Origin of the sequence: Rhodococcus artemisiae (assembly GCF_036327795.1) — a bacterium.
GTDB classification, from domain to species: domain Bacteria; phylum Actinomycetota; class Actinomycetes; order Mycobacteriales; family Mycobacteriaceae; genus Rhodococcus; species Rhodococcus artemisiae.
In genome coordinates this window covers 12,151-26,497 of record NZ_JAUTXY010000003.1, presented here as the reverse complement: position 1 = coordinate 26,497, position 14,347 = coordinate 12,151, and the positions used below count along the sequence as shown (strand labels likewise).

Genomic DNA, 14,347 nt, shown 5'->3' with positions numbered 1-14,347 from the left:
GAGGTGGCAGAACGGGAACGAGAGGGAAGGGTCGTCGGTCCGGATCACCTGGTGGCCGGGCGTTATCGACTCGATTCCAAGCTCGGTGGCGGAGGTATGGGCGCCGTATGGCTCGCCCACGACAACCGACTCGGACGGAGCGTGGCCGTCAAGCAGGTGATCTCCACCGCAGACCTCGACCCTGCCGCCGCCGAGGAGATCCGCCGACGCGCTCTCCGCGAAGGCCGGGTCGCTGCTCAGCTCACCCACGAGCACGCGATCTCCATGTACGACGTCGCGCTCCACTACGGCGAACCGTGGCTGGTCATGGAGCACCTACCGTCCCGCAGCCTCGCTCAGGTCATGAACGCGATCGACGCCCTGCCGCCGTATGTGGTCGCGCAGATCGGCGCCGACGTCGCCGACGCGCTCACCGCCGCTCACGCGACCGGCATCGTGCATCGCGATGTCAAGCCCGGCAACATCCTCATCGCCGAACGCGGCAACGACGCAGGCGTCGTGAAGATCAGCGACTTCGGCATCGCCCGTGCCAAGGGCGACAACGATCCGTCCAGCGTGATCATCGGCACCCCCGCATATTTCGCTCCCGAGGTCGCCCGGGGCAGCGATCCCACCGAAGCCAGCGACGTGTTCTCCCTCGGCGCCACCCTCTACACCGCGATCGAGGGACAGCCACCGTTCGGCTACGAAGCGGACTCGATCGCGCTCCTGCACCGTGTTGCCCGCGGCGAGATCATCCCGCCCACCAGAACCGGGCTCCTCACCGACACCCTGCTCACCATGCTCGAACCCGACCCGGCACGTCGGCCGACGATGATCGAGGCACGCAATCGCCTCGCCGAGGTGGTGCTCGGCCCCGGAGGAAACCCGGCCATGCTCCGCGGCCGGCCGATCGTGTCCCAGGACGGCACTGTTCCGTCCTGGGCGCAACGGTCGACTCCGGTGGACGACCAGACACGCCCCCGCAGTTCGTTCATGGACCAGCCCCTGACCATGCCCGCGACACCGCGGACCGGAAACACCGGTTCGCCCACGTCGTGGGTGGCCGGCGCCCTCGACCGCCTGACTCCCAAGGGTGACCTCCCGGAATCGACGCAGGAGAAGGTCCTCGCGTATGCACCGATGGCGATGGCGGTGATGGCTGCGGTCATCCTGGTCGCGTTCGTCGTCGCGCTCGTCATCGCGTTCCTCGTGGCCTGATTCCCGGCATCGTGTCGGTGCCGTGTGCCACTCTTCGGTCACACCCAGCGACACAGCACCGAGGAGACCCGTGACCACACCCGATCCGACCACACCCGATCCGACCATGGCCGCCATCATCGACGCCGTCACCGTAGGCCGTTCCGGCGATTCCGACGCCGCACGTCAGAGTCTCGAAAGCCTGTGGGACGAGATCGGACCCGACGGCGACGCCCTGCACCGCTGCACTCTCGCGCACTTCCTCGCCGACCTCTACGACGATGCCGCGACTTCCCTCGTATGGGACGCCCGGGCACTCGAGGCCGCCGATTCTCTCGACGACACCCGAGTGCAGCAAGAGCATGTCTCGCTGCAGATCCGAGGGTTCTATCCGTCGTTGCATCTCAACCTCGCCGACGACCACCGTCGACTGGGCGATTTCGATGCCGCTACCGAGCACCTCACCGCGGCACGCATCTACGTCGACGCCCTCGCCGACGACGGATACGGCGCCACCGTCCGATCCGGCATCGACAACGTGACACAGGCGATCGAGGCGAAGAGCACCGAACGACTCGTCACGCACTGACGGAGACGACCGGCCCCGACCCGCATCAGTCGATACGCCGCCGATGCGCCCACCGGGTGAGCGCATTCCGGTTGGACTGCTGGGTCTTACGCAGCACATTCGACGCGTGCGTCTCGACGGTCTTCACCGAGATCACGAGTTCCTCGGCGATCTCGCGATACGTGTATCCGCGGGCAAGCAGTCGCAGCACCTCGAGTTCGCGCGGGGTCAGCGAATCGAGTTCAGGATCCAGCGGCGGTTCCGGCGCGGTGGACCTACCGGTGAACGAATCCAGCACGAACCCGGCCAACCGCGGGCTGAACACCGCGTCTCCCCCGGCGACCCTCCGTACGGCGTCGGCGAGATCCGGCCCGGAGATCGTCTTGGTGACGTAACCACGAGCACCCGCCCTGATCACCGCGATGACGTCCTCTGCGGCATCGGACACGCTCAGCGCCAGGCACACCGAACCCGAGTCGATACGACCCAGGACCGCAACACCGCCCCCGTCGGGCATGTGCACGTCGAGCAACACCACGTCGGGTTTCGTGGAGTCGATCCCCGCGATGGCCTCTGCCACGCCGCCGGCTTCACCGACGATCTCCATGTCCTGTTCGCGCCCCAATTCCGCCCGGACGCCGGACCTGAACACCGCGTGGTCGTCGACGAGAAAAACCCGGAAACGCCGGGTCGATTCGGAGATCTCGGACGGTGTCGCCGGGGTCGAACTCACTGGGGCTGCTCCTCGTGGTGGGGCTGTGTCACCTCCCACTCTAGGGTCGTCTCCTCCGTACCTGTGCCCCCTGGGGTCGCCTCCTCGGCGTGTCCTCCACCGGATCGCGGCATGTGGATGCGGATCTCGGTACCTTTCCCGCGAGAGGTCTTGACCACGGTCCGTCCACCGCGTCGTTCGATCCGTGCAGTGATCGAGCGTGCCAGTCCCTGCCGGTCTTCCGGCACGGTGTCCGGGTCGAAACCGACACCGCGATCCCGGACGAACACGCTGATCTCGTGAGGTTCGACCTCCGCGAACAGATCGATGTTGTCGACCTGCGCGTGCTTCGCAGCATTGACAAGGGCTTCCCGGGTGGCGCCGAGCACCGCCGTGAACGCTTCCGCCGATATGTCCTCGTCGTCGGGTGCCACGTCGCCGACGATCACAGGAGCCACGGACACACCGCGCTGATCCTCCACTTCCCCCGCGATGGTGCGCAGTGCCTCCGCCAGGGACGTGCGCGGAGTCTCGTCGCCGCCGAAGAGCCAGCGCCGCAGCTCGCGTTCCTGGCTGCGTGCGAGCCGCACGACCTCCTGCGGGCTATCCGCCTGCTTCTGGATCAGCGCCAACGTCTGCAACACCGAATCGTGCAGGTGCGAGGCGATCTCGTCGCGCTCCTCGGTGCGGACCCGTGCCGCGCGCTCGCTCTCCAGCGCCCGCCACATACGGATCCACAACGGTACGGACAGAAGCGCAGCTCCGACCAACGTCACGATGACGGCGAGCAACGACGACCGCAGTGCCTCGACGTCGACCTGCGCGAGGACGACGACACCGAGACCGGTGACCACGAGGGTGAGGCCGCCGAGGACTCGCGCCCACGTGAGCACGGTCGGTTTCGCAGGCAGGCCGAACACCGAACGGGGACCTTCGGCGTCGAACTCCCGCCAGATGAGCGCAGCGCCCACCGACACGACGGCGACCGGCGCAATCGCCGAGGCCGCACCCCCGCTGAACAGCCAGGACAATCCGATGGCGAGTGCGATACCCATGACCGCGAGTCCTACGGCGCGGCGGCGTTCGGTTCCGGACGGCCGATCGGTATCGGCTCCGGGCGGAACGAACATCCACAACAGCCCGTAGGCAACGATCCCCAGCCCACCGAGAGCGGCGAGCACCGTGAACGCGACGCGTACCTTGGTGACGTCGATATCGAGATGGTCGGCGAGACCACCTGCGACCCCACCGACGACTCGCCCTCCGACTCTCCGTTGGAGGCGCTCGACAGGCACGGGCAATCCGGATACAAGGTCCACACATCGATACTGACACGATGTGCCGTCCCGAGGCATCGGGGAACGACCCTGAGGTCGGGGCCTCCGACCACCGCCACGAAATCAGGGTTCGTCCCTGATGTGCGGAACGATCTCGGCCGCCAGGATGGATGCCATGACCACGCGAACCTTCCCAGAACAACTCACAGACATGTGGCGCACCCGCCCTGTGCGGTTGCCCGAGCAGGGACACGTCGCCGGTGTGTGCGCGGGTATCGGTGTGCGGTACGGCATCGACCCGGTGCTGGTGCGGATAGCGTTCGTCGTGTCAGCGCTCTTCGGTGGCGCGGGCATCGTGCTGTACCTGGCGGCGTGGGTGCTCTTCACCCGACACGGCGATCAGGTGTCGGCGATCGAATCGCTCGTCGGCCGCGGACACAGCTCCGATTCGAGCAGCAAGGTGGTCGTCCTTCTCGTCGCACTCGCGATCGCCGCAAGCGCGGTCGGCCCGGTCGGTGTCGGCTCCGGCGGTTCCGGCTTCATCAGCATGGTGCTGATGCTCGGCGGCTGGTGGTTGCTGTATCAACGCCGGCCCGAACCTCCTACCCTCCCGCCGCCGGCCAACGGGTTCTCGTTCCACCGCAACATGTTCCCGCCGCAGCCGTTCGGTCAACCGTTCCAGCCACCGTTCACCCAGACACCGTTCACCCAGACACCGTTCACCGACCCGACGTTCACCCAGCCGTCCCAGTCACCGTTCGTGTCCGAATCCACGGCCGTACAGCGTGACGCCACCGGTAGTGCGACCGACGGCCCGGGCAGCAACGACCCGGACAACGACACCTCGGAAAACGACAGCACCGTCTCGTTGTCGAAGGACGCGCCCGAGTCGAACGACACCGCACAGGTCCAGGACCGGCAGCTCGATACCGGCAGTGCCACGCCGCCCACCTGGGATCCCCTCGGTGTCGCGCCGTTTGCGTGGGACCTCCCCGAACCGGCACCGACACACTCGCCCGTTCCCGTCGAGAAGAAACCGCGGTCGCGTCTGACCACGATGATTCTCGGGTTCGCAGTGCTGGCCGCCGCAGCTGCCGGGACGGTCGCCGTCTCCACCGACATCCAGTGGCTGACCCCCGCACGGATCGGGGCGATCGCCCTCGCTGTGATCGGTCTGGGTCTGCTGCTCGGTGCGTTCCTGCACCGCGGATACGGCCTCCTCGTGGTGACCGGCCCGCTGATGGGGTTCGTCATTCTGGGATCGCTGGTCGGACCGCTCGACATCCAGTCATCGGGCGAACAACGATTCGCACCCCGCACTGCCGCCGAGTTGGGCTCGGAATACTCCGTGCAACTCGGGGACCTACAGCTCGATCTGAAGAACCTCGAACTGACGCAGGACCACGAGATCTCGATCGATACCCGGCTCGGCGACTCGCAGATCTTCCTGCCGCCGAACCTCGACGTCGACATCACGTGCAACTCGACGGCCGCGTCTCCGTGCACCATGCAGGGATTCGACGGTGGGGCCGACGGCCCCGGAGGACCGGTCCTGTCCATCGACATCGACACAGTTATGGGAAACACGGAGGTGCATCGTGGCTGATTTCGACACCACATTCGACGCCAGGATCGACGACGCCGGCACGACCGGCAAGCCACGACGCGGCCCCTCGATCCTGCTTCTGCTCTCTGCCATCGCAGCGCTCGTGGTCAGTGGGTGGGCCCTCATCGGACCCTTCTCTCTCGATTTCCTCGGCACATTCGACACCGGATGGGTTCTCGTCGGGGCAGCGATCGTCATCGGCGCAATCCTCGTGCTGATACCGGGGCGCCGGAAGAACCAGCACTAGAGAAGAAATGTCTGTGCCCCGGACCCTGACGGTCCGGGGCACAGACATTTCTCACGACACCGACGGTGCCGTCACTCCCACTCGATGGTTCCCGGCGGCTTGCTCGTCACGTCGAGCACCACGCGGTTGACGTCGGCCACCTCGTTGGTGATGCGCGTGGAGATCCGCTCGAGGGTCTCGTAGGGCAGGCGCGTCCAGTCTGCGGTCATCGCGTCCTCGCTGGACACCGGACGCAGCACGATCGGGTGACCGTAGGTGCGTCCGTCGCCCTGGACACCGACGCTGCGCACGTCGGCGAGCAGCACCACCGGGCACTGCCAGATCTGACCGTCCAGACCCGCGGAGGTCAGTTCCTCGCGGGCGATCGAATCGGCGTGCCGCAGGATTTCGAGACGCTCGCGGGTGACCTCACCGATGATGCGGATACCGAGGCCGGGCCCGGGGAACGGCTGACGGCCCACGATCTCCTCGGGCAGGCCCAGCTGACGACCGACCGCGCGCACCTCGTCCTTGAACAGCAGGCGCAGCGGCTCGACGAGGTCGAACTGCAGATCCTCCGGGAGCCCGCCGACGTTGTGGTGGCTCTTGATGTTCGCGGTTCCGGACCCGCCGCCGGATTCGACGACGTCGGGGTACAGGGTGCCCTGCACGAGGAACTCGACCTTCTCGCCCTTCGATGCGCCCTCGCCGAGTACCTCGGACACCGCGCCTTCGAAGCTGCGGATGAACTCGCGGCCGATGATCTTGCGCTTGGCCTCGGGGTCGGTGACACCGGACAGTTCGCTCAGGAACGTCTCGGATGCGTCGACGGTGACGAGTCGGGCACCGGTCGCTGCAACGAAGTCGCGCTCGACCTGCTGCCGCTCGCCCTCACGCATCAGTCCGTGGTCAACGAATACACAGGTCAACCGGTCGCCGATGGCGCGCTGTACGAGCGCGGCCGCAACCGCGGAATCGACACCACCGGAGAGCCCGCAGATCGCGCGGCCGTCACCGACCTGCTCGCGCACCTGCTCGATGAGTGCGTCCGCGATGTTGGCGGCGGTCCACTCGCCGGGGATGCCCGCGATCTCGTGCAGGAATCGGCTCAGGACCTGCTGGCCGTGCGGCGAATGAAGCACCTCGGGGTGGTACTGGACGCCGGCGAGGCGACGCGCGCGGTTCTCGAACGCGGCGACGGGTGCGCCTGCGCTGGTGGCGGTCACCTCGAATCCTTCGGGTGCGACGGTCACGCCGTCACCGTGGCTCATCCACACCGGCTGCGTCGCGGGCAGACCGTCGTGTAGCACACCACCGGACACCGACAGGTCCGTACGGCCGTACTCACGGGCTCCGGTGTGCGCGACCGTGCCTCCGAGAGCATTCGCCATGGCCTGGAAGCCGTAGCAGATGCCGAACACCGGGATATCCAGGTCGAACAGCTTCGGGTCGAGTTTCGGGGCGCCGTCCTCGTACACGCTCGAGGGGCCGCCGGACAGGATCACCGCAAGGGGTTCCTCGGCCGCGATCTCATCGATGCTCGTGGTGTGCGGGACAACCTCCGAATACACATTGGCCTCGCGCACGCGTCGTGCGATCAGCTGTGCGTACTGGGCTCCGAAGTCGACGACGAGTACGGGTCGGGACTGCTGGGTTTGCGACACCCGAACAGTCTAAGCGGCCGCGCCCGGGGATCCGGACGCGGCCGCTCAGGTCCCACGTAGTTCACATCTGTTGTGGCGCTCAGGCCGCTCCCGATCCGCCGGTGATCGGGGCGATCGGCAGGGACAGCGCGCCGGGCGCACCTTCCGGGACGACGGGGTTCTTCGGCGCGATCGGCTGTAGCCGGCCGTACGACTCGCCCTGCGCGGGACGCAGATCCTGCTCACCCTTGTTCGGCCACAGCGACGCCGCACGTTCCGCCTGTGCCGCGATGGTCAGTGAGGGGTTGACTCCGAGGTTCGCGGAGATGGCGGACCCGTCGACGACGCTCAGGGTCGGGTAGCCGTACACCCGGTGGTACGGGTCGATGACACCGTGCTCCCGGTCGGTTCCGATGACTGCGCCGCCGAGGAAGTGCGCGGTGAGAGGGATGTTGACGATCTCACCCCAGGTGCCGCCGGCGATACCGTCGATCTTCTCTGCGATCCGGCGAGTCGCCTCGTTCCCGGCCGGGATCCACGTCGGGTTCGGCTCCCCGTGGCCTTGTTTGCTGGTCACCTTGCGTCGCCCGAACGCGCCCTTCTTGGTGTAGGTGGTGATGGAGTTGTCGAGGTTCTGCATCACCAGTGCGATGATGGTCCGCTCGCTCCAGTCCTTCACCGAGAGCATCCGCAGCATCTTGGCGGGATTCTTCGCTACCTGGCCGAGGAACTTCACCCAGCGCGGGACCGGGCCGTCGCCGTCGGTCATCAGTGTCTGAAGCAGGCCCATGGCGTTGGAACCCTTGCCGTACCGGACGGGCTCGATGTGGGTGTCCGAAGTGGGGTGGAATGACGAGGTGATCGCGACGCCGTCGGTCAGGTCCATCTCGGGATCGACCTTCAGCTTGCCCGCGCCGACGATGGACTCGGAGTTCGTGCGGGTGAGTTCCCCGAGACGGTCGGACAGTTTCGGCAAGGCCCCGGTGTCCTTGAGGTGGTGCAGCAGGTGCTGTGTACCCCAGGTTCCGGCGGCCAACACGACGTGTGACGCTGTGAAGTTGCGCTTGCCCTTGCGCACCAGCGCCCCGGTGCGTTCGGTACGCACCGTCCACGTGCCGTCAGCGCCTTCGTGCAGATCGGTCACCGTGGTCATGGGGAGGATGTCCGCGCCCGCACTCTCGGCGAGCCCGAGGTAGTTCTTGATCAGGGTGTTCTTCGCTCCGTGGCGGCACCCCGTCATGCATTCGCCGCATTCGATGCAGCCGGCACGGTCCGGACCGGCGCCGCCGAAGTACGGGTCCGGGACGGTCCTCCCCGGTTCACCGAAGTAGACACCCACCGGTGTCTGGATGAACGTGTCGCCCACGCCCATGTCGTCGGCCACTTCCTTGATCACCTTGTCCGCCGCGGTCATGCGGTGGTACTGCACGACACCGAGCATGCGTCGCGCCTGGTCGTAGAACGGACTCAGCTCGTCGTGCCAGTCGGTGATGTCCGCCCACTGCTGGTCCTGGAAGAACGCGGCGGTCGGCTTGTACAGCGTGTTGGCATAGTTGAGCGATCCGCCGCCGACGCCCGCTCCGGCGAGGATCAGACAGTCGCGAAGCAGATGGACCCGCTGAATGCCGAAGCATCCGAGTCTCGGCGCCCAGAGGAAACGCTTCAGATCCCAGCTGGTCTTCGCGAAGTCGGCGTCGGCGAACCGGCGACCGGCCTCGAGAACGCCGACCTTGTATCCCTTTTCCACCAGTCGCAATGCGGTGACACTGCCACCGAAACCCGACCCGACGATCAGAACGTCGTAGTCCGTGACCCGCTGTCTACCCATTGGAGTACCTCCGCCGAACCTGCGTTGTTACCGGCCAGTATGCATGCCCCGCATGTGACTACGCACACAAGGGCATCCTAACTGTTACGGATGGTTGCAGAAACTGCAGGTCACCCGAGGCAAAAGTGGCCGGATGCGACATCGGTGCACTACAACGCACACATTGTCACATCCGGCCACAACGTCACGGCGGATTCGGTCAGGCGCGCACCGACAACCCGACCTTCTGGAACTCCTTGAGATCCGAGTATCCCGACTTCGCCATCGCCCGTCGCAGACCACCGACGAAATTCAGCGAACCGTACGGGTCGTCGGACGGCCCGATCAGCACGCGCTCGAGGCTCGGCCGCTCGTCGAACGCGACCTGGAGTGCGGCGCCACGAGGAAGGGACGGATGCGCAGCTGCAGACGGCCAGTACCATCCACGACCCGGCGCCTCCGCGGCGATGGCGAGCGGTGCACCCAGCACTGCAGCATCGGCACCGCATGCGATCGCCTTGGCGAGGTCGCCGGAGGTCTCCACGTCACCGTCGGCGATGACGTGGACGTACCGGCCTCCGGTCTCGTCCAGATAATCGCGACGAGCCGCAGCGGCATCCGCGATCGCGGTGGCCATGGGGACACCGATCCCGAGCGATGCGCTCGTGGTGGTGGCTCCGTGCGTCGACCCGAAACCGACGATGACGCCCGCCGCACCCGTGCGCATCAGGTGCAGAGCCGTGCGGTGATCACTCACGCCACCCGCCACCACCGGTACATCGAGTTCCGAGATGAACGTCTTCAGGTTGAGCGGTTCGCTCTCGCCGTGCGCCACATGCTCCGCGGAGATGATCGTGCCGTGCACGACCAGAAGGTCGATACCGGCCTTGACCAGTTCGGGTGTCAACGTGCGGGCGTTCTGCGGGCTCACGCGCACGGCAGTGGTGACCCCCGAGTCGCGCACCTGCGCGACGGCCGCGGCCAACAGATCGGCCTGCAGCGGCGCTGCGTGTAGTTCCTGGAGGTACGCAATGGCAGCGCTCGGATCCGGATCACTCTCGGCGATGTCGACGAGACGTGCGATCACGGCGTCGACATCGGCGTGCCGTCCCCACAGACCCTCACCGTTGATCACACCGAGGCCACCGGCCTTGCCGAGTTCCACAGCGAACGCCGGCGACACGAGCGCGTCGGTCGGATGCGCCAGCACGGGAATGTCGAACCGATAGGCATCGAGCTGCCAGGCCGTCGACACCTCCTTCGACGAGCGAGTACGACGCGACGGCACGATGTCCACATCGTCCAGCTCGTACGTGCGGCGGGCCGTCCGGCCCATGCCGATTTCAACGAGGTCGCGCACGCGCGCCCCTTTCTCGTGAGAGTGCGGTTGTCCCGTCTACCGAGACGAGACCTACTGCGAACGCACCGAACCTAGCGGGCAGCGTAGTTCGGTGCCTCGGCAGTGATCGTGATGTCGTGCGGGTGGCTCTCCTTGAGACCCGCAGCGGTGATCTGTACGAACTGGGCGCGCTGCAGTTCTTCGATGGTCGAGGCCCCGGCGTATCCCATCGCGGCGCGCAGACCACCGATGAGCTGATGGGTGACCTGCTGCAGGGGTCCGCGGAACGGAACCCGGCCTTCGATGCCTTCCGGGACGAGCTTGTCCTCCGACAGGACGTCGTCCTGGAAGTAGCGGTCCTTGGAGTACGACTTGGCCTCGCCGCGGCTCTGCATGGCGCCGAGCGAACCCATCCCGCGGTAGCTCTTGAACTGTTTGCCGTTGACGAGAATCAGCTCGCCCGGCGATTCGGCGGTACCGGCAAGGAGCGAGCCCAGCATCGCGGTGGATGCGCCGGCAGCGAGCGCCTTCGCAACGTCTCCCGAGAACTGCAGGCCACCGTCGGCGATCACGGGGACACCGAGGGCGTTGGCAGCCGCGGTGGCTTCGAGGATCGCCGTGATCTGCGGAGCACCGACACCGGCGACCACACGGGTCGTACAGATCGACCCGGGTCCGACTCCGACCTTGACCGCGTCGACGCCGGCTTCGATGAGTGCGGTGGCGCCCTCGCGGGTGGCGACGTTGCCGCCGATGATCTGGACGCGGTCGCCGACCTCACCCTTGAGCTTCGAGATCATGGACAGCACTCCGGCGGAGTGTCCGTGCGCGCTGTCGACGACGAGCACGTCGACGCCGGCATCGGCAAGGGTCATCGCGCGCGACCATGCCTCGTCGCCGACACCGACTGCAGCACCGACGAGGAGCCGTCCGTCGCGGTCCTTCGTGGCGTTGGGGTGCTGCTCGGTCTTGACGAAGTCCTTCACGGTGATCAGACCGGTGAGCGTGCCCTGTCCGTCGACGATCGGCAGCTTCTCGATCTTGTGGCGGCGCAGGAGTCCGAGTGCGGCCTCCGCGGTCACGCCTTCACTCGCGGTGACGAGCGGAGCCCTGGTCATCACCTCGGCGACCGGGCGGCTCTGATCCACCTCGAACCGCATGTCGCGGTTCGTGATGATGCCGACGAGTTGGCCTGCGTCGTCGGTTACCGGGAGACCCGAGATCCGGAATCGCGCGCACTTCGCGTCGACATCGGCGAGAGTGTCGGTGGGCTTGCAGGTCACCGGGTCGGTGACCATGCCCGCCTCCGAGCGCTTGACGGTCTCGACCTGCGCGGCCTGCGCTTCCGCAGGCATATTGCGGTGCAGGACGCCCATGCCGCCGGCGCGCGCCATTGCGATGGCCATGCGCGATTCGGTAACCGTGTCCATAGCGGAACTGACCAGCGGGATCCGGAGCCGGATCTCGCGGGTGAGCTGGCTCGAGGTGTCGACCTTGCTGGGAACGATGTCCGACGCCGCGGGCAGCAGCAGCACATCGTCGAAGGTCAGACCGAGCATTGCGACCTTGTTCGGGTCGTCACCGCCGGTGTGCACGTGCCCTCCGGTACTACTCATGCGGTTCGGACCCTCCGTGGTGATCGATGGGTGCGGACGGACGGACCGTCCGGCAGTGGGATTGTGTGACACGGCAGCGCCACTTATGGCGAAGCCGTCGACGACCATGGTATCTGTTGGCAACCGCGCGACTTGCCGCAACCCGTGTCGGCGTGCTTGAGATCTCCCCATTATGGTCGGTCCACCGGCGTGTCCATGCTCGACGGCTGGCGCGGACCCCCTCGATCTGCGTACCGTGGTGGCGTGCGTGATCAGTTGCCCCCCGGTCTGCCACCGGATCCGTTTGCAGGAGATCCCGACGATCCGTCCGCCGCATTGGACGCGATCGAGCCGGGTCAGCCGCTGGACCCTGCCGAACGACTCGCGGTCGAAGAGGATCTTGCCGACCTCGCAGTGTACGAGGCATTGCTGGCTCCACGCGGAGTCCGCGGCCTCGTCGTGTGCTGTGAGGATTGCCACCAGGAGCATTACCACGACTGGGACATGCTCCGCGCGAACCTGCTCCAACTGCTGGTCGACGGCACGGTCCGCCCCCACGAGCCGGCCTTCGACCCGTCCCCCGACGCGTACGTCACCTGGGATTACTGTCGCGGGTACGCCGACGCGTCGATGAACGAAGCTCTGCCGGTCGACCCCTACGGACTCGATTCCTGACGACCCCCGATTCCTGAGGAGCAGGGCGACACAGCGACGAAAAGCCCGGCAGCTCACGCTGCCGGGCTTTTCCGTGGTCTGACGTCAGGCGCCGCCGGAGGTCGCCTGGTCGAGGTCCAGGTCGGCCGACGAGGGCTGCGCGGTGCTCGATCCCTGTGTGCCGGACGACGTACTCGGGTCCGGTGCGGACACCGTGGTTGTCGGGGCGGGCTGCGTCGTGCCGGTCGAACTATCCGGGCTGGGTGTCCCGGTGCTCGGCGGCACGGACGGGGAGGTTGTTTCCACCGGCGACGTAGGTGCGTTCAGGATCGTCGGATCGACGCTCGGCTCCGGATTCGTCGTGGTGTCGACGGGCGCCGTCGGCTGCGGTGCACCCGGGGTGCTCGGCGGGACCGACGGGACTACCTCAGCTCCCGGTCCGGGAGGAAGCGGCGTACCCGGAATAGGAGGCGGAAGCGGCAGTGCCGGGATGACACGGTTCATCTCTTCGGTGAGCCGCTGCAGCCAATCGCCGAGTTCGTTGCGTTGGCCCGCATCCTTGATGTCCGACGAGCGGACTTCCGCCGAGCGGAGCAGTTCGGTCGCGGCTTCGGTCTCGCCTTCGGCGATCAGTTCCTCTGCCCTCTGAAGGGTCGAGCTGGTGTCGATCCGCGCCATCGTCGACTCTGCCTGTTCGCTGAACACAACCTCCTTGACGCCCCAGAGTGCGTCGCCCGGTTCGGCGCTGTACGAGACGGTGGCAGCACCACCGATAGCAGCTGCGATGAGCGCAGCAGCCCCGGCGAGCGGGCGAATGAGCCGAAGCTGGCCCTTGGAACGCGTAGGCGGTTGCGCAGCCAGCGCCTCACGGGCGCCGAGTTCGCGGTTGACCGCCGCGACGACCTCGTCGAGATCGGGGCCGGCCGGTAGCGGATCCGCCAGGATCTCCGCTCGCCATCCCGCGAGCATGGTGGCGAGTTCGTACTCCTCGGTCGACTGGGTCTCCACTGGACCGTCGCCCGAGATCGCATCGATGAGGGCGTCATCGCGCCGCACTGCCGCGATGTCCACGGGGGTGCCGTCGTCGGGAAAATCGTCGGATCTGCCGTGCCCCGCGCCGCGCCTCCTACCCATTCCTCTCACCTGCTCTCGTCACTTCCTTCTTGAGTTTCGCGATGGCCCGGTGCTGGGCCACACGGATAGCACCTGCAGTACTTCCGAGAGCAGACGCCGTCTCTTCCGCCGACATCCCCATGACCAGTCGCATGATGAGAATCTCCCGTTGCTTCTCGGGCAGCGTGCCGAGCAGATCCTTCATCTGCCGGCTCGCTTCCGAGTTCAACGCGTGTTCCTCGGGACTGTCGTCGAGCGACATCACCTCGGGTACATCGGCTACCGGATCCGCACGGTTACGTGCAGAGTTGCGGTGCGCATCGGCGACTTTGTGTGCGGCAATGCCGTACACGAACGCCATGAAAGGACGCCCCTGGTCCTGGTAACGGGGCAACGCCGTCATCACCGCCAGGCACACCTCCTGCGCTACATCGTCTGCCGAAAGCTGTCCGCGCTCGGCAGATCCGACCCGCGCCCGGCAATACCGGACGACGAGAGGCCGAATACTTGCAAGTACTCGAGCGAGAGCAGCCCGATCGCCCTGCGCAGCCGCAGCAACGGCGGAGCCCAACTCCTCACCCATAACAGTCATCGAATGCGCAAGTCCTGGCGTTACAAGTGGCACGGT

At 66.7% G+C, this 14,347-nt stretch carries 13 protein-coding genes; 5 read left to right on the top strand and 8 right to left on the bottom strand.

Features of this window, described 5'->3' with window-relative positions; translation table 11 throughout:
• Positions 1 to 3: 3 nt before the first annotated feature.
• On the top strand, positions 4 to 1,200 hold the full coding sequence (locus tag Q7514_RS07685; RefSeq protein ID WP_330132673.1) for a serine/threonine-protein kinase: 1,197 nt from the start codon (positions 4 to 6) through the stop codon (positions 1,198 to 1,200).
• Between the two features lie 106 nt (positions 1,201 to 1,306).
• Complete coding sequence (locus Q7514_RS07680) at positions 1,307 to 1,768, top strand: hypothetical protein (RefSeq protein WP_330133074.1); 462 nt, start codon at positions 1,307 to 1,309, stop codon at positions 1,766 to 1,768.
• Positions 1,769 to 1,793: 25 nt separating this feature from the next.
• Here the strand turns inward: Q7514_RS07680 and Q7514_RS07675 are convergent, their stop codons facing one another.
• Together Q7514_RS07675 and Q7514_RS07670 are read right to left on the bottom strand one after the other, a co-directional pair.
• Positions 1,794 to 2,480 (bottom strand): response regulator transcription factor, encoded by a 687-nt coding sequence (locus Q7514_RS07675; protein ID WP_330132672.1) that lies wholly within the window; start codon positions 2,478 to 2,480, stop codon positions 1,794 to 1,796.
• Positions 2,477 to 3,814: an ATP-binding protein gene (locus Q7514_RS07670; protein ID WP_408016055.1), complete on the bottom strand. Its 1,338-nt coding sequence runs from the start codon at positions 3,812 to 3,814 to the stop codon at positions 2,477 to 2,479. The genes Q7514_RS07675 and Q7514_RS07670 overlap by 4 nt, the downstream gene beginning before the upstream one ends.
• A 97-nt stretch (positions 3,815 to 3,911) precedes the next feature.
• Here Q7514_RS07670 and Q7514_RS07665 point away from each other — a divergent pair, with 97 nt between their 5' ends.
• Positions 3,912 to 5,342 (top strand): PspC domain-containing protein, encoded by a 1,431-nt coding sequence (locus tag Q7514_RS07665; protein WP_330132670.1) that lies wholly within the window; start codon positions 3,912 to 3,914, stop codon positions 5,340 to 5,342.
• A 25-nt stretch (positions 5,343 to 5,367) separates the two neighbouring features.
• Positions 5,368 to 5,589: a hypothetical protein gene (locus Q7514_RS07660; protein ID WP_330133073.1), complete on the top strand. Its 222-nt coding sequence runs from the start codon at positions 5,368 to 5,370 to the stop codon at positions 5,587 to 5,589.
• A gap of 71 nt (positions 5,590 to 5,660) precedes the next feature.
• On the opposite strand, the gene guaA is transcribed toward Q7514_RS07660, so the two are convergent.
• From guaA to guaB, 4 genes are all read right to left on the bottom strand, one after another.
• On the bottom strand, positions 5,661 to 7,232 hold the full coding sequence (gene guaA / locus Q7514_RS07655; RefSeq protein ID WP_330132669.1) for a glutamine-hydrolyzing GMP synthase: 1,572 nt from the start codon (positions 7,230 to 7,232) through the stop codon (positions 5,661 to 5,663).
• 79 nt (positions 7,233 to 7,311) lie between these two features.
• A complete protein-coding gene (locus tag Q7514_RS07650) occupies positions 7,312 to 9,039 on the bottom strand; it encodes a GMC family oxidoreductase (RefSeq protein ID WP_330132668.1) in 1,728 nt (575 codons plus the stop codon).
• A 199-nt stretch (positions 9,040 to 9,238) separates the two neighbouring features.
• Positions 9,239 to 10,378, bottom strand: a complete 1,140-nt coding sequence (locus Q7514_RS07645) for a GuaB3 family IMP dehydrogenase-related protein (RefSeq protein WP_330132667.1) — start codon at positions 10,376 to 10,378, stop codon at positions 9,239 to 9,241.
• Positions 10,379 to 10,449: 71 nt separating this feature from the next.
• Positions 10,450 to 11,973, bottom strand: coding sequence for an IMP dehydrogenase (gene guaB, locus Q7514_RS07640; protein ID WP_330132666.1), 1,524 nt, complete (start codon positions 11,971 to 11,973; stop codon positions 10,450 to 10,452).
• A gap of 243 nt (positions 11,974 to 12,216) precedes the next feature.
• Here guaB and Q7514_RS07635 point away from each other — a divergent pair, with 243 nt between their 5' ends.
• Entirely contained in the window at positions 12,217 to 12,627 is a 411-nt protein-coding gene (locus tag Q7514_RS07635; RefSeq protein ID WP_054713782.1) for a DUF5319 domain-containing protein, read from the top strand.
• Positions 12,628 to 12,711: 84 nt separating this feature from the next.
• Here Q7514_RS07635 and Q7514_RS07630 read toward each other — a convergent pair whose 3' ends face one another.
• A complete protein-coding gene (locus Q7514_RS07630; RefSeq protein ID WP_330132665.1) occupies positions 12,712 to 13,740 on the bottom strand; it encodes an anti-sigma-D factor RsdA in 1,029 nt (342 codons plus the stop codon).
• Positions 13,733 to 14,311, bottom strand: a complete 579-nt coding sequence (locus tag Q7514_RS07625) for a sigma-70 family RNA polymerase sigma factor (RefSeq protein WP_132471039.1) — start codon at positions 14,309 to 14,311, stop codon at positions 13,733 to 13,735. Before Q7514_RS07625 ends, Q7514_RS07630 begins: the two co-directional genes overlap by 8 nt.
• Between the last annotated feature and the right edge of the window lie 36 nt (positions 14,312 to 14,347).